The sequence below is a fragment of the Streptomyces sp. NPDC000345 genome, assembly GCF_042898825.1.
Classification (GTDB): Bacteria; Actinomycetota; Actinomycetes; order Streptomycetales; family Streptomycetaceae; genus Streptomyces.
The window spans coordinates 563,541-579,885 of record NZ_JBIAZE010000005.1; the positions used below are offsets into that span (position 1 = coordinate 563,541).

The window sequence follows — 16,345 nt, forward strand, 5'->3', positions numbered from 1 at the left end:
TGTCAGCCGCCGATGACAACCCGCCGCACGCCCTTCCACGCCTCCGGGTCCGTCGTGCGACGGCCGTCGACGAGGACCGTGACGTCCGGCAGGTCGGCCGGGGTCAGGGTGCGGTACTCGGCGTGGTCGGCCTGAAGGATCGCCGCGGTGACCTTCTCGCCCTGGTGCGGGGTGAGGCCGTGCGCGGTCAGCTCCTCGGCCGTGTACATCGGGTCCGAGACGAACGGCACCGCGCCGCGCGCCTTGAGTGCCTCGACGGTCGGGAAGACGCCGGAGAACGCCGTCTCCTTCACGCCGCCGCGGTAGGCGGCGCCCAGCACGAGGACGCCCACGCCGGTCAGGTCGCCGTAGGCGGCCGCCAGCAGGTCCACCGCGTACTCGGGCATCGCGGCGTTCGCCTCACGGGCGGAGCGCACCACGGTCGCGGCCGGGTCGTTCCACAGGTACATCCGCGGGTAGATCGGGATGCAGTGGCCGCCGACGGCGATGCCCGGCTGGTGGATGTGGCTGTACGGCTGCGAGTTGCAGGCCTCGATGACCTTCTTGACGTCGATGCCGTTGCTGTCGGCGAACCGCGCGAACTGGTTCGCCAGACCGATGTTGACGTCCCGGTAGGTCGTCTCGGCCAGCTTGGCGAGCTCGGAGGCCTCGGCGGTGCCCAGGTCCCAGACGCCGTTCGGCTGCGGCAGGTCGGCGCGCTCGTCGAAGTCGAGGACCTGCTCGTAGAACTCCACGCCGCGGGCCGTCGACGCCTCGTCGATGCCGCCGACCAGCTTGGGGTAGCGGCGCAGGTCGGCGAAGACCCGGCCGGTGAGGACGCGCTCCGGGGAGAACACGAGGTGGAAGTCCTCGCCCGCGGTCAGGCCCGAGCCCTCGGCGAGCATCGGCGCCCAGCGGGTGCGGGTGGTGCCGACCGGGAGGGTCGTCTCGTACGAGACCAGCGTGCCGGGCTTGAGGCCCTGCGCGATCGCCTTGGTCGCCGCGTCCATCCAGCCGAAGTCCGGGACGCCCTCGGCGTCCACGAACAGCGGGACGACCACGACGACGGCCTCGGACTCGGCGACCGCGGACGCGGTGTCCGTGGTCGCGCTCAGCAGACCGGCGTCGACGGCCTGCTTCAGCTTGACGTCCAGGTCGTGCTCACCGGGGAACGGCTCGACACCGGCGTTGACCAGCTCGACGACCTTCTCGTTGACGTCCGCGCCGATGACCCGGTGGCCCTTGGAGGCGAACTGCACCGCCAGCGGGAGCCCGATCTTGCCGAGCGCTACTACACAGATGTTCATGGAGGGTCGCTACTTCTTCCTTTTGGAACGGGACTTCAGTTTCCGGACAAGGCCCCCCAGCGCCCGCCGGACGACAGTCCTCTTCGGGGGGTACATCTGGGCCGTGTCGACCACCACGCGTCCCTTGGGGTTGACCAGGGCCGACGCCCGGTAGGGGTCGTCGTCCCGGCCCCACCTGCGGGCCAGCGGCATGGGCAGCCCCTTGCCGCGCACAGGGATCTCGTACGTCGAACCGGCCACGTCCACGTACACGCGCACGCCCCGCTTGCCGGTGACGAGCTCCAGCGGAACCCGGGCGTGCAGCACGCTGGCGGCGCCGTCCGCGGCCGGCTCCACCCGCATCTCCCCCACCACGGGGGCGAGTTCGTGCCCGGGCTGCAGCCGGCGCGCGCCCGGCTTGTCCGCCGACTTGGGCATCGCGCCCTTGATCAGCCGCAGGGCCGCGCCGGCGCCCTGGACGTCACCGAGGACCGGCACCCGTACGGACGCCGTGTAGGCGAGCGCCTCGCCCTGCTGCTCCCAGGCGGAGGCCAGCAGCTCGGTGCCCTGGGCGAGGCGGCCCGGGACGGCCTCCCCGACCAGCTCGTAGACCCGGTCCGGGACACCGATACGGGGGTCGCGGAAGCCGGGGTAGCGGGCGTAGGCGCGCTCGCCCTCGACGACGAACGGGGGCGCCCCGTGCTCCTTCTCCGAGGAGATCGCCTCGGCCAGCTCGTCGACCGCCCCGGCGTGCGCCAGCGCGATCCGCACCCGGCGCTTGACGTCCATGGCGTCCCGGATGCCGTCGGTGAAGTAGGCGTCGGCGAGCCGGCCGATGCCCGAGCACAGCTGCCGCTGCAACTCCCGGTCCAGCGACGGGAAGTCGTGCTGGACCAGCTTGGCCAGCTCCCAGGTGAAGTGCCGGCGCAGCACGGCGTCGCGCTTTGGGCCCTCCTCGACCAGACCGGCGGTGAAGTCCATGATCTCGGCCGCCGCCCGCAGCCGCGCCAGATGGTCGGCGCGGTAGGTGATGTTGCTGGCGTCGCCGCGCTTGACCGCGTAGTAGCAGGTGTAGTCGGCCAGCACCGAGATCTTCCGGGCGCGCACGCACGCCTCGATGGTGAACGGCTGGTCGCTGCCCACCGGCAGGTGCTCGGGGAAGCGCAGGTGGTACTTCTCCACCATGTCCCGCCGGAACAGCTTGGTGTTGGCGAGGGTGAACGGCAGCGCAGAGTCGTACAGGCTGACGTCCGCGACGTTCTCCTTGTACAGCGCCTGGTGCACATAACGGCCGTTGGTGCCGACCATCTTGCCGACGACGACGTCAGCGTCGTTCTCGTCGGCGCACTTCACCATGCGCTCCAGCGCCTCCTCGCCGAGGTAGTCGTCGGAGCCGATGAAGTAGACGTAACGGCCGGTGGCCACGTCCAGCGCGCGGTTGCTGGGCGCGGCCGGGCCGCCGGAGTTCGGCTGGTGGATCACCTTGACGGTGTCCGGGTACAGCGCCGCGAACCGGTCCAGCTCGCGGCCGCTGTCGTCGGTGGAGCCGTCGTCGACGGCGACGACCTCCAGGCGCTCTCGGCCGATGCTCTGCCCGACCAGGGAGTTCAGACACTCCGTCAGGTAGGGCATCGTGTTGTACACCGCGACGACGACGCTGACGTCCGGTGTGCCGCTCATGCTCCCGCCTCCACCGGTCTGCGCTCGGCCGCCGGGCGGACCGCGCTGCCGGGAACCAGCCGGGTGTAGACCTTGTCGAGCAGTTCGGCCTGGGCCTCCCAGGTCCACTCCTCGAGCAGGCCCGAGGTGTCGTACACGCCCCGGTAGCGGGCCGCGTCGCCGAGCACCGACTTGACGGCGCGCACGTAGTCCTCGACGTCCTCGGCCTTGAAGACCTCGCCCTGGCCGGTGCGCTGGACCATCTCGCCCATCGTCTTCACATCGCTGACGACCAGCGGCAGCCGGGCGTGCGAGTACTCGAAGAACTTGGTGATGAGGGCGATCTCGTGGTTGGGCCAGTGGTGGATCGGGATGACCCCGAGGTCCGCCGCCGCGAGGAAGCGCACCACCTGGTAGTGCGGCACGTACGGCAGGATGTGCAGCCGGTCGGAGACGCCCAGTTCCTCGGCGCGCTCACGCAGGCCGCGCATGTACTCGGACTCGGTGTTGAGCACCACGAAGGCGGTGTGCACCTCCGACAGCTGCGGCAGCGACTCGACCATGATGTCGAGGCCGCGCTGCGGGGCGGCGGCACCGCTGTACACGGTCAGCGGCACGTCGTGGCCGATGCCGCACAGCTCCCGCAGGTCCGGGACCGGCTCGGCGGCCTGCTCCGGCGAGATCTCCGCGTCGGGCGCGTTGAGCACGACGGACGGACGCTCCTTGAGCGAGTGCCGCTCCTGGAGCATCCCGGCGAGCGTGTCGGACACCGTGGTGACGGCGTCGGCGAACCGCGAGTACTCCAGCTCGTGCGCGCACTGCGCCTTGTGCCAGCGCGGGTGCGAGTTCCACGGCTTGATGCCGGGCAGGAACTCGTGCGCGTCCCACACCAGCTTGACGTCGCGGCCGCGGGCCCGGGCGCGCAGGACGGCGCGGGCGCCGACGCCCAGCATGCGGAAGTCGTTGGCGTGGATCAGGTCCGGGTCGAGCTCGTCGATGACCTTGCCGTACGCCAGCTCCAGGTCCCACAGGTGCGGGTCGAGCCTGCGCCAGCTGCGGGTGCCCATCGTCCGGTGCCAGAACGCGGTGGTGAACCGGTCCAGCGGGCCTTCCATCTCCTTGCGGCGCTTCTCCAGCTTGGCGGTCTTGCGCGCCCGCAGGTTCACCCAGTTCTGCACGAACCGGGACGCCAGCCGCGGAAGCACCAGGCGCAGCTTGGTGAGGAACGAGCCCTCCTGCTGGGCGAGGATCAGCCGGATGTTGAGGTCGGCGCGCCAGGCCTTGATCTTCTGCCGGCGGTACGCGGCCAGTGGGCCGGGCTTGTAGGCCAGCGGCGAGCGCAGCACGGCCCGGCGGTACTCGTGACGGCGGCGGTGCATCGGCCCGGGCACCGGCAGCAGACGCACCTGCGCCTTGCCGATCTCCCAGGTCGTCTCCTGCTTCCCCTTGCCCTTGCCGAGCAGGATCACGTCCCACCCGGCCTCGGCGGCCGAGCGTGCTTCCTTCTGCACGCGCGAGTCGCCGTTCACCCCGTTGTCGACGAGCATGACGATGCGGCCACGCACCGACTTCTGCGCCGACGTGTTCTCAGCTGCCATGAGTTGCCAGGTCCTCCGCCTGAAGGGAAACGCTACGGTTCTCCGTCGCCGATTGCAGCACCGCGGCCGCCACCTGAACAGTGCGCATTCCCTGGCGCAGGGTGCAGATGTCGGCTTCCTTGCCGAGCACGGCGTCCCGGAAGAGCTCGTGCTCGACCAGCAGCGGCTCACGCTTGGGGATGGCGTACCGGATCATGTCGCCCTCGGACACCCCGCGGAACGCCTGCAGCGCCTCCCACTCGGTGGTCACGGCGGCGTTGGAGTGGAAGGTCAGGTCGGCGGTGAGCGTGTCGGCGATGAAGCAGCCGCGCTCGCCGGTGACCGAGGTGAAGCGCTCCTTGAGCGGGCTCAGCCAGTTCACCAGGTGGTTGACCATGGTGCCGTCGTCCAGGCGGCCCACCGCGGAGACCATGTCCTCGTGGACCCGGCCGCTCTTGGAGACGGTGTGCGCGGCGATGGACACGTACTCACGTCCGGTCACCCAGCCGGTGAGGTCGATGTCGTGGGTGGCGAGGTCCTTGACCACGCCGACGTCCGCTATGCGGTGCGGGAAGGGACCCTGGCGGCGGGTGACGACCTGGTAGACGTCACCGAGCTCGCCGGCCTCCAGCCGGGCCCGCAGCGAGCGCAGCGCCGGGTTGCACCGCTCGATGTGGCCGACACCGGCCACCAGACCGCGCGACTCGAACGCCTCGACGAGCCGGCGGGCGCCGTCCACGGACTCCGCGACCGGCTTCTCGATGAGCGCGCACACCCCGGCCTCGGCGAGCGCCAGGCCGACCTCCTCGTGGAGGTGGGTGGGGCAGGCCACGACCGCGTAGTCGACGCCGAGGGCGATGAGCTCCTCGACGGTGTTCAGGATCGGCGCGCCCTGGGCCGCGCCGAACTTGTCGCCCATCGGGTCGACGACGCCGACGAGGTCGACGCCGTCCAGACCGGACAGGACCCGGGCGTGGTGACGCCCCATGGAACCGAGACCGACGAGTCCCGCCCGCAGCGGCTTCCCGGTGCTCACAGCTGCTCCCCCAGCGCGTTGACGGCGGCGGCGATGCGCTCGAGATCCCGCGCGGACAGCGCCGGGTGGACCGGCAGCGACACGACCTCGGCGGCGGCGCGCTCCGTCTCGGGCAGGTCCCAGGTGCGGCCGGCCTTCTGGTCCGGCTCCCAGTACGGCTTCAGCCGGTGGATGGGGGTCGGGTAGTACACGGCGTTGCCGACACCGGCCTCGGTGAGCTTCGCCATGGCGGCGTCGCGGTCGCCCAGGATGCGCACGGTGTACTGGTGGTAGATGTGCCGGGCGCCCTCGGCGACCTTCGGCGTGACCACGTTCGGCGCGGTGATGTGCTCGGTGAGGTACGCGGCGTTGGCGATGCGCCGCTCGGTCCAGCCGGCGAGCTTGCCGCGCTGCACGCGCCCGATCGCGGCGGAGACGTCCGTCATGCGCACGTTGGCGCCGACGATCTCGTTGGCGTAGCGCTGCTCCATGCCCTGGTTGCGCAGCAGGCGCAGGGTGCGGGCGACCTCGGCGTCACCGGTGGAGATCATGCCGCCCTCGAGGCTGTGCATGTTCTTCGTCGGGTAGAAGCTGAACGTGCCCGCGGCACCGAAGGCGCCGACCGGGGTCCCGTTCAGGGCGGCCGCGTGCGCCTGGCAGGCGTCCTCGACCACGGCGAGCCCGTGCTGCTCCGCGATCGCCATGATCCTGTCCATGGCGGCGGGGTGGCCGTAGAGGTGGACCGGCATGATCGCCGCGGTGCGCGGCGTGATGGCCGCCTCGACCGCGGCGGGGTCCAGACAGAAGGTGTCGGCGTCGATGTCCGCGAAGACCACGTCGGCACCGACCAGCCGCACCGCGTTGGCGGAGGCGGCGAAGGAGAACGAGGGCACGATGACCTCGTCACCCGGGCCGAGGCCGAGGGCCATCAGCGACAGGTGGAGCGCGGAGGTGCCGGAGTTGACCGCGACACAGTGGCGCCCGTCGACCAGCTCCGAGAACTCCTCCTCGAAGGCGGCCACCTCGGGACCCTGGACGACCCGGCCACTGCGCAGCACGCGTACCGCGGCCTCGATCTCCTCCTCGTCGATCACGGGTCTGGCGGCCGGTATGAACTCATGGGCGTCGGTCATCGACATCCCCTCCTCTACGGCGACCTCGAAGGCGCACCACGTCATGCAAGGTCGGGAAGGGGCCGTGTCGATGCCCAGCACGGCCGCATCCCTGGTTGTCCACCGGCGCCTGTAGGCGAGTGGACGGCTTGTACACAGGAGCCCGCCCCCTGAGGGATCCTTGCGGGAAGTCAGCCGTACCCGGTATGGGACCGGATGTGCTCATCGGCTGTGGTCACGGTGTGCATGTCTTTGGCCACCGGGACCAGACTGCACGTTACCAGTACGCGGACGGCAATTTTCTTCAGCGTTACCACAGAGAAACCACCGCCCTGGGTGCCCTCCATCACAAGCAAGACACAGCGTAACTCTCCGGTAATCACAGTGCGACGCGAGGTGAAGGACGCCACGCCGGGCAGGACGAAGGCGCGGGCGCCCGGATCGCTCCGGACGCCCGCGCCTCGCTCTCCGCCGAAGCGGGGATCAGTCCTCCGCGGAGGCCGAGACGGCGCTCTGCGGCGCGGCCGCCGTCTTCTTCGCCGCGGTCGACTTCGCGGCCTTCTTGGCCGTCGTCTTCTTGGCGGCGGTCTTCTTCGCGGCCGTCTTCTTGGCCGTCGCCGTCTTCTTGGTGGCGGCCTTCTTCGCCGTGGCCTTCTTGGCCGTCTTGCGGGCGGCCGTCTTCTTGGCCGGAGCGGCCTCCGGCTCCTCGGCGGACACCTCGGCGGCAGCCGCCTCCGCGGCCTCCGCCTCCGTGCCCTCCGCCGGTGCCGACGGGACGACCACGACGGCCGTCTCCTCGGGCGCGGTCGGCGCGGTGGCCTTGCGCACGGCACGGCGCCGCGGGCGGGCCGGGGCCGCGGTCTCGGCGGCGGGCTCGACGACCGGCTCGGAGACCGGCTCGGCGGCGGACTCGGTCCCGGCCGGCTCCACCGGAGCGACCGGGGCCTCGGCGGCGGCCGGCTCGACGACCGTCACCGCGGCGGCCTCCGCACCGGCGGGCGAACCGGCCGGGGCGGACACCTTGCGGGTGGCGCGACGACGGGTACGGCCCTTGGGCGCGGTCTCGTCCTCGGCGGGGGCCGGGGCCTCGACGACCGGGTCCTCCACCGCGACCGGCTCGGCGTGCGCGGTGACGGCCTCGGCCGGCTGCACCGGACGCCCGGCCTCCGCCTCGGCGGTCACCTCCTGCGCGGTGGGCACCTCGGCGAACGCCTCGGCGAACGCCTCCGTGGACGCCTCGGCGGGTTCCGCCGCGACGAGCGCCTCGGAACCGCCCGCCCTGCGCGCGGCACCCCTCGGCGCACCGGCCGGAGCGGACGCCCGACGGCTCGCCCGGCGACGACCACGCCCGCGGCCGGCCGCGGCCTCCGCCTCGGCGATGCTGCTGTACAGCTCCTCGTCCGGCGCGAAGTCGGGCGCCGTGAGCGCGACCGGCTCGGCCGCCTCGGCGGCGACCTCGGCCTCGGTCTCGGCCTCCTCCTCGACGCTCACCAGCGGCTCGGCGGCCTCGACGGCCTCGTGCTCATGGGCGTCGCCGCCACGGCCGCGCTTCTTGCGCTTGCCGCCGCCTCCGACGGACGTCGGCTGCTCCATGTGGACGATGACACCGCGCCCGTTGCAGTGCACGCAGGTCTCGGAGAACGACTCCAGCAGGCCCTGCCCGACCCGCTTGCGGGTCATCTGCACCAGGCCCAGCGAGGTCACCTCCGCCACCTGGTGCTTCGTACGGTCGCGGCCCAGGCACTCCAGCAGGCGGCGCAGCACCAGGTCCCGGTTGGACTCCAGCACCATGTCGATGAAGTCGATCACGATGATGCCGCCGAGGTCGCGCAGCCGCAGCTGGCGCACGATCTCCTCGGCCGCCTCCAGGTTGTTCCTGGTGACCGTCTCCTCGAGGTTGCCGCCCTGACCGGTGAACTTGCCGGTGTTGACGTCGACGACGACCATCGCCTCGGTCCGGTCGATCACCAGCGAACCGCCGCTGGGCAGCCAGACCTTGCGGTCCAGCGCCTTGGCGAGCTGCTCGTCGATGCGGTACGTGGCGAAGACGTCGACCTCGGAGGTCCACTTCGACAGCCGCTCGGCCAGGTCGGGCGCGACGTGCGAGACGTACCCGTGGATGGTCGACCAGGCCTCGTCACCGCTGACGACGACCTTGGAGAAGTCCTCGTTGAAGATGTCGCGCACGACCCGGACGGTCATGTCCGGCTCGCCGTACAGCAGCGTCGGCGCGTTGCCGTTCTTGGCCTTCTTCTGGATCTCCTCCCACTGCGCCTGCAGCCGCTCGACGTCACGGCGCAGCTCGTCCTCGCTCGCGCCCTCGGCGGCGGTGCGCACGATGACGCCCGCGTCCTCGGGGACGATCTTCTTGAGGATCGTCTTCAGCCGCGCCCGCTCGGTGTCGGGCAGCTTGCGGCTGATGCCGGTCATCGAGCCCTCGGGCACGTACACGAGGTAGCGGCCCGGGAGGGAGACCTGGCTGGTCAGACGGGCGCCCTTGTGACCGATCGGGTCCTTGGTCACCTGGACGAGGACCGACTGGCCGGACTTCAGGGCGGACTCGATGCGTCGCGGCCCGTTGGCCATGCCGAGCGCCTCGAAGTTGACCTCACCGGCGTACAGGACGGCGTTGCGCCCCTTGCCGATGTCGATGAAGGCGGCCTCCATCGAGGGCAGCACGTTCTGCACCTTGCCCAGGTACACGTTGCCGACGTACGAGGTCGACTGCTCCTTGTTGACGTAGTGCTCGACGAGCACGCCGTCCTCCAGGACGCCGATCTGCGTGCGCTCACCGCTCTGGCGGACGACCATCACCCGCTCGACGGCCTCGCGGCGGGCCAGGAACTCGGCCTCGGTGATGATCGGGACGCGCCGGCGGCCCTGCTCACGGCCTTCGCGGCGGCGCTGCTTCTTGGCCTCCAGACGCGTGGAGCCCTTGATGGACTGCACCTCGTCGGACGGCTCGGCGGGCTTGCGGGGCTCGCGGACCTTGACGACCGTACGCTCCGGGTCGCCCTCGCCCGGCTCGGCCTCGGTGGAGGTGTCCCCGGCGCGGCGGCGACGGCGACGGCGGCGACGGCTGCCGGCGGTGGAACCCCCGGCCTCCTCCTCGGCGTCCTCTTCCTCCTGCTCGGCGGTGTCCTCGGCGTCCTGCGCGGCCTGTTCGGCCTGCTCGGCGGCGAGGTCGTCGGAGTCGGACTCCCCGCCCTCGGCCTCGCCGTCGGCGGAGTCACCGCGGCGGCGACGACGCCCGCCACGGCGACGGCGGCGACGCGACCCGGTGTCCTCGCTCTCCTCGTCGCCGTCGACGGCGTCCTCGTCGGCCTCCTCCGGCTCGGTCTCGTCCTCGGCGACGGGCGCGGCGCTCGGCCGCTCGGGCCGCACGGCGGCCTCGGTCTCCTCGGCGAAGGCGGCGCCCCGGCGGCGACGGCGACGGCGCGGACCGGCCGGCTCCTCCACCGCGAGCTCCTCGGTCTCGTCGGTCTCGTCGGCCTCGACGGGCTCGGCGGGCTCCTCGGCCACGGCGGCGGCGGCCTCGGCGGCGGCGCGCTGCGGCGTCTGGAACTGCGGCTCGGTGAAGACCGGCGCCTGGAACACGGCGACCGCGGGACGCGCGGGCCTGCGCGGCGCCTCCTCCTCGCCGTTCCCCTTCACGGGCTCCGGCTCGGAGAAACCGACGGCGGCACGCCGGACGACACGGCGGCGGGCCCGCCGGGAACCGGTCTCCTCGTCGGAGGGGGCCTGGGCGACGGCGGGCTGGGCAGCGGGGGCCTGAGCGGCGGGCTCGGCGGCCTCGGGGGCCTTCGCCTCGACGGCGGGCTCGGCGGGAACCTGCGGCTCGCCCTCGGCACCGGCCTCGACGGGCGCGGACACCCGGCGGGTGGCACGGCGACGCGTACGCGGCGCGGAAGCGGCCTCGGCGGGCGCCTCGGCGGACTCGGCGACAGCGGCGGCCGGCTCGGCCTCGTCAGCCGTCCCGGCCTCCGCGCTCACCGCGGCCTCGGTGCTCACCGCGGCCTCGGTGCTCACCGCGGTCTCGGTCTGCGCGGCCGGCTCAGCGGCGGGCGCGGACACCCGGCGGGTGGCACGGCGACGCGTACGCGGCGCGGAAGCGGCCTCGGCGGCGGACTCCTCGGCCGGCTGCGTGCCGGACTCCGCGGCGGGCGCCTGCGCGGCGGCCTCGTCGGCCGGGGCCTCGGCGACGACGGTCTCTGCGGCCTCGGCCGGCGCGGACACCCGGCGGGTGGCCCGACGGCGGGTACGGCGCGGCGCGGCGTCCTCGGCGGCGGGCGCGCTCTCCTCGACGGCCGCCTCCGCGACGGCCACGGCCACCACGGCCTCCGCGGTCTCGGCGGGGGCGGTGGCGGGGACGACGGTCTCGGCGGCCTCGGCCGGCGCCGGAGCCCCGGCGGGCGCGGACGCCCGGCGGGTCGCACGGCGACGCGTACGCGGCGCGGGAGCGGCTTCGGCGACGGCGGCCTCCTCGGCCTTCTCCGTCTCCTCGCCCTCCTCCGCGGTCTTCTCGGTCACCCGGGCCTCCTCGGCCTCGGCCAGGGCCGCAGCGGCGGCCTCGTCGGCCTTCACGTCCTCGTCGGTCCGGACGCCCTCGACGGTCTCCTCCGCCAGCTGTTCGGCGGTCTCCACGGCCGGTATGGCCGGCGCGGTGATCTCGGCCGGGGCCTCGGCGGCGCCGGACGGCGGACCGGCCGGGCGGGAAGCGGCACGGCGCCGGCGTCGCGGCGGCAGGGTGTCGCTGGGGGTGTTGTTCTGTTCTTCGGAACCCTGGGTGGGTTCGGTCGGCTCGAGCATGCGGGTGGGTCTCCCGTCAGGCTCCCGGGCGCCGCGCTGGTCCGGCGCCGATCACGGTGGATCGGTCACCGTTGACGTCCGCGGCTCGCGCGCCTGCGCGCTGCCGCCGTCCGGGGCGCGGCCGCCGCACGGGAGCTCTCTGTGTCCTGTCTCGCCGGTTCCGTAGCCCTGTTGCGTACGGCCTGGCGAAAGTCTTCTGTGTCGGTGCGCTGCCCGACCCAGGTGGCTCCCGAGTACGAGGGCGGCGCTACGACGTCCGTCCCTGTGCGGAACCTTCCTTACGCCGGCGCCTTCGCGGCGGCAGTCGCATCGGCCGTTGTGAAGGCCTCGGCTGCCTCGCGGTCGGGCGCGAGCGGGTCGGTCACCGCGCCGGTCTCTTCATCGAGCAGCCCCTGCGCCAGCCTGGTCACCGCTGCGGGGACCGGCGGCGCCAGGTCGGCCACGGCGCGGAGACCGGACAGGACGTCGTCGGGTCGTACGGCAGGCGTCACGTGCCGAACAACCAGCCGCAGTATCGCACAGGGCTGGTCGGTCGGCCTATCAGCCGTTTCACTCAGTGTTTCGAGGTGTACGACCGCCGGGCGGGCGTCGAAGGTGCGCACGCCGTTCTTGGTCATGCGCTGGACCTCGACGGACTCGGCGGCGTCGAAGGCCCGGACGGCGCGTTCGGCGTCGGCCGGGTCGACTCCGTCGAGCCGCAGTTCCCACACGGAGGCCGTGAGCCGGTCGGCGAGACCCGGGGTACGGGCCTCGACCGCGTCGACGATGTCGAGCCCGGTGGGCAGCGACTCGTCGAGCAGGACTCGCAGCGTCTCCGGTTCCCGCGCCGCGGTGAGCGCGATCTCCAGGTACTCCGCCTCACTGCCCGTGCCGGTGGGTGCGGCATTGGCGTACGACACCTTCGGGTGCGGCGTGAACCCGGCCGAGTACGCCATCGGCACCTCGGCACGGCGCAACGCACGCTCGAAGGCGCGCTGGAAGTCACGGTGGCTGGTGAACCGGAGGCGGCCGCGCTTGGTGTAGCGCAGTCGGATGCGCTGCACCGCGGGTGCGGGCGGCGGGCCTTCGGGCTGTCGCTTGCCCAGTGTCGTTCAGTCCTTCGTGAGTCTTGTGACAGGGGTCGTACTGCTATCAAGAGTACGTGTGCCGAGCGGCCCCGGTTCCCCCCGGAGCACCGCTTCCCTCTCCCGGGGCCCCACCCGTGCCGGGTCCCGGGGCTCTCCGAACAGCATCCGCCGCACGTCGGCGCGCGTCTGCCGGACCGTCTCGCGCGCGGAGGCCAGGGCCTGCCGGGTCGCCCGGCCCACGGCGCGCGCGGCCTCGGCGGCGGGCCGCAGGACGACCTCGCGTACGACGTGCCCGACCGGGGTGAGAACGGTCCGGTACACCCAGCGCACCGGCTCCACGAAGACCCACCGGAAGAGGGCGGCGAGGAAGCGGCCGACGGCGAGCGAGAGGTGCCCCGCGATCCGCCAGGCGTGCCCGAGCGCGTCCCCGACCTCCCGCGCGAGGACCCCGAGGAACCGGCCGACAGGGGCGAGCACCCAGCGCCAGAGCGCCAGCGCGGGCAGCACCAGCAGCACGCGGACGGTCCAGTACACGGCCACCCCGAGCCCCGTGACCAGCCACCCGAGCAGCCGCAGCACCCCTCGCACGCCCCAGGCGAACGCCCGTCCGACGGGCGCGAGGATCCACGCGTACACCCAGCGGGCGGGGACGACGGCCAGATACCGCACCAGCCACAGGACCGCGTGCCCGGCGGGCGTCAGCACGCGCGCGTACAGCCAGGCGAGCCCGGCGCCCGCCCCCCGCGCCAGCCACAGGACGGCGTGCCCCACCGGTGTGAGGACGTGCCGGTGGAGGAAGACGGCCGGGACGACCAGCAGCACCCGCCCGAGCCAGACCAGCGCCCCGCCGGCCGGCACCAGCACGTACCGCCACAGCCCCACCAGCGGCAGGACGAACACGACCCGCCCCAGCCACAGCACCGCCCGCCCCACCGGCCGCAGCAGCGTGTCCGTCAGAAACCGCCCGGCGACGACCAGCGCGTCCCAGACCATCCGCACGGGCACGACGACCACCAGCACCACGATCCGCACGGGCAACCGGATCGCGACGACGAGACACCCTTCCGGCTGCGGAGGTCCGGCGGGCGATTTCTGCAGGTCCATACAGCTACAGACGCCGAACCCAGCCCCCTGGATGCACAGAACCGACCACCCGCCGACACCATCCACTCGGGCCGAGCCCGGACAGGCGGCGGATTCAGTAGCTGACCGTGCGGTTGAAGCTGGTGATGTTGAGGTGGATGCCCGTCGCGCTGTTGAGCGTCGTGGGCGACTCACCCCGGGCCGTCTGACCGGCCAGGACGTCCGTCTCCAGTTCCGTCCCGTTCACCAGCCGGGTGCCGTCGGCGTCGACCGCCTCCCAGTCCCACGAGTAGTCGGACTTCTCGCTGCTGCTGTTCTTGATCGTCCAGACGACCCAGATGTCGGTGATACCGGCTGCTGAACGGTCGTCCAGCTGAAAGCTGATCAGGTCCGCTCGCTCGTCCCGGGGTCCCTGCGTCCTTGCCTGCGGCGTCCGCGAGGAGGTGGTCCTGCCGGGTGCCGGGGTGGTGGCCTCGTCGCCGTCCTCCCCGGCGATCACCAGCACGGCCACGACGATGACGAGCACCGCGGCCAGGGCGCCTGCGCACCCCCAGAGACAGCCGCGGCCCCGCCCGGTCCTTCCCGGCGTCCCGGGCGGAGACGTCCACCGGCCAGGAGGAGGGCCGCTGTTCGGGCTTTCCCATCGAGGACCACCTGCGGCCGGTTCGCCCATGGGCGTGCCCACCTCCTCCTTGGCGCGTATCACCACGCTAGGAAGCCGGGACAGGCCTCGCGAACCGGGAGCGGCCACTCGGGCGACATGCGCCTGAGGGGCCGCTCATCTCCGCGTCATGCCCCGGCTCAGCCGGTCGGGGCCGGGTTCTTCACCGTCAGGGGGAGCAGCTTCTTGCCCGTCGGGCCGATCTGGATGGTCGTGTCCATTGCAGGACACACGCCGCAGTCGAAGCACGGGGTCCAGCGGCAGTCCTCGACCTCCGTCTCGTCGAGGGCGTCCTGCCAGTCCTCCCAGAGCCAGTCCTTGTCGAGACCGGAGTCCAGGTGGTCCCAGGGCAGGACCTCCTCGTAGGTGCGCTCACGGGTCGTGTACCAGTCGACGTCGACGCCGAAGGGGGCGAGGGCCTTGTCGGCGGACTGCATCCAGCGGTCGTACGAGAAGTGCTCGCGCCAGCCGTCGAAGCGGCCGCCGTCCTCGTAGACCGCGCGGATCACGGCGCCGATGCGGCGGTCGCCGCGGGAGAGCAGGCCCTCGACGATGCCGGGCTTGCCGTCGTGGTAGCGGAAGCCGATCGAGCGGCCGTACTTCTTGTCGCCGCGGATCTTGTCGCGGAGCTTCTCCAGGCGGGCGTCCGTCTCCTCGGCGGAGAGCTGCGGCGCCCACTGGAAGGGGGTGTGCGGCTTGGGCACGAAGCCGCCGATCGACACCGTGCAGCGGATGTCGTTGGAGCGGGAGACCTCGCGGCCCTTCTGGATGACGTTCATCGCCATATCGGCGATCTGCAGGACGTCCTCGTCGGTCTCCGTCGGCAGGCCGCACATGAAGTACAGCTTCACCTGGCGCCAGCCGTTGCCGTAGGCCGTCGCGACGGTGCGGATCAGGTCCTCTTCCGAGACCATCTTGTTGATGACCTTGCGCATGCGCTCGGAACCGCCCTCGGGGGCGAAGGTGAGGCCGGAGCGACGGCCGTTCCTCGTCAGCTCGTTCGCCAGGTCGACGTTGAACGCGTCCACGCGGGTGGAGGGGAGGGACAGGCCGATCTTGTCCTCCTCGTAGCGGTCCGCGAGTCCCTTGGCGATGTCGCCGATCTCGCTGTGGTCGGCGCTCGACAGCGAGAGCAGGCCCACCTCCTCGAAGCCCGTCGCCTTCAGGCCCTTCTCGACCATGTCGCCGATGCCCGTGATGGAGCGCTCGCGCACCGGGCGGGTGATCATGCCGGCCTGGCAGAAGCGGCAGCCGCGGGTGCAGCCGCGGAAGATCTCCACCGACATGCGCTCGTGGACCGTCTCGGCCAGCGGGACGAGGGGCTGCTTGGGGTAGGGCCACTCGTCGAGGTCCATGACCGTGTGCTTGGACACGCGCCACGGGACGCCCGAGCGGTTCGGGACCACGCGGGAGATACGGCCGTCCGGCAGGTACTCCACGTCGTAGAACGCCGGGATGTACACCCCGCCGGTCTTCGCGAGACGGAGGAGGACCTCCTCGCGGCCGCCGGGCCGGCCCTCCGCCTTCCACTCACGGATGATCTTCGTCATGTCGAGCACGGCCTGCTCGCCGTCACCGATGATCGCCGCGTCGACGAAGTCGGCGATCGGCTCGGGGTTGAAGGCCGCGTGGCCGCCGGCCAGGACGATGGGGTCGTCGGGCGTGCGGTCCTTGGACTCCAGCGGGATGCCGGCCAGGTCCAGCGCCGCGAGCATGTTCGTGTAGCCGAGCTCCGTGGAGAAGGACAGGCCGAACACGTCGAAGGCCTTCACCGGGCGGTGGCTGTCGACCGTGAACTGCGGGACGCCGTGCTCCCGCATCAGCGCCTCCAGGTCCGGCCACACGCTGTACGTGCGCTCGGCGAGGACGCCCTCCTGCTCGTTCAGCACCTCGTACAGGATCATGACGCCCTGGTTGGGCAGGCCGACCTCGTACGCGTCCGGGTACATGAGCGCCCAGCGGACGTCGCAGGACTCCCAGGGCTTGACCGTGGAGTTGAGCTCGCCTCCGACGTACTGGATCGGCTTCTGCACGTGCGGGAGCAAGGCTTCGAGCTGTGGGAAGACCGACTCGACAGACATCGCGGGGTTACCTTCG

At 72.3% G+C, this 16,345-nt stretch carries 10 protein-coding genes; all 10 read right to left on the reverse strand.

Going from position 1 to position 16,345, the window contains the following annotated elements; genetic code table 11:
• Window positions 1-2: 2 nt before the first annotated feature.
• The 10 genes from ACFY30_RS15550 to ACFY30_RS15595 all read right to left on the reverse strand — a co-directional run bounded on the left by ACFY30_RS15550 (window position 3) and on the right by ACFY30_RS15595 (window position 16,329).
• Window positions 3-1,286, reverse strand: coding sequence for a nucleotide sugar dehydrogenase (locus ACFY30_RS15550; RefSeq protein ID WP_390845703.1), 1,284 nt, complete (start codon window positions 1,284-1,286; stop codon window positions 3-5).
• Window positions 1,287-1,295: 9 nt separating this feature from the next.
• Window positions 1,296-2,945, reverse strand: coding sequence for a glycosyltransferase family 2 protein (locus tag ACFY30_RS15555; RefSeq protein ID WP_390845704.1), 1,650 nt, complete (start codon window positions 2,943-2,945; stop codon window positions 1,296-1,298).
• A complete protein-coding gene (locus ACFY30_RS15560; protein WP_390845705.1) occupies window positions 2,942-4,522 on the reverse strand; it encodes a glycosyltransferase family 4 protein in 1,581 nt (526 codons plus the stop codon). Before ACFY30_RS15560 ends, ACFY30_RS15555 begins: the two co-directional genes overlap by 4 nt.
• On the reverse strand, window positions 4,512-5,537 hold the full coding sequence (locus tag ACFY30_RS15565) for a Gfo/Idh/MocA family protein (RefSeq protein ID WP_390845706.1): 1,026 nt from the start codon (window positions 5,535-5,537) through the stop codon (window positions 4,512-4,514). The genes ACFY30_RS15560 and ACFY30_RS15565 overlap by 11 nt, the downstream gene beginning before the upstream one ends.
• Entirely contained in the window at window positions 5,534-6,649 is a 1,116-nt protein-coding gene (locus ACFY30_RS15570) for a DegT/DnrJ/EryC1/StrS family aminotransferase (RefSeq protein WP_390845707.1), read from the reverse strand. The genes ACFY30_RS15565 and ACFY30_RS15570 overlap by 4 nt, the downstream gene beginning before the upstream one ends.
• A 462-nt stretch (window positions 6,650-7,111) precedes the next feature.
• Complete coding sequence (locus ACFY30_RS15575; protein ID WP_390845708.1) at window positions 7,112-11,437, reverse strand: Rne/Rng family ribonuclease; 4,326 nt, start codon at window positions 11,435-11,437, stop codon at window positions 7,112-7,114.
• 278 nt (window positions 11,438-11,715) lie between these two features.
• Complete coding sequence (locus ACFY30_RS15580) at window positions 11,716-12,480, reverse strand: TIGR03936 family radical SAM-associated protein (protein WP_390845709.1); 765 nt, start codon at window positions 12,478-12,480, stop codon at window positions 11,716-11,718.
• A 48-nt stretch (window positions 12,481-12,528) separates the two neighbouring features.
• Window positions 12,529-13,608, reverse strand: coding sequence for a hypothetical protein (locus ACFY30_RS15585; protein ID WP_390845710.1), 1,080 nt, complete (start codon window positions 13,606-13,608; stop codon window positions 12,529-12,531).
• A 94-nt stretch (window positions 13,609-13,702) separates the two neighbouring features.
• Window positions 13,703-14,113 carry a hypothetical protein gene (locus ACFY30_RS15590; RefSeq protein ID WP_390845711.1) on the reverse strand — a complete coding sequence of 137 codons (411 nt, stop codon included), beginning with the start codon at window positions 14,111-14,113 and terminating at the stop codon, window positions 13,703-13,705.
• 275 nt (window positions 14,114-14,388) lie between these two features.
• Entirely contained in the window at window positions 14,389-16,329 is a 1,941-nt protein-coding gene (locus tag ACFY30_RS15595) for a TIGR03960 family B12-binding radical SAM protein (protein WP_390845712.1), read from the reverse strand.
• Window positions 16,330-16,345: the final 16 nt, after the last annotated feature.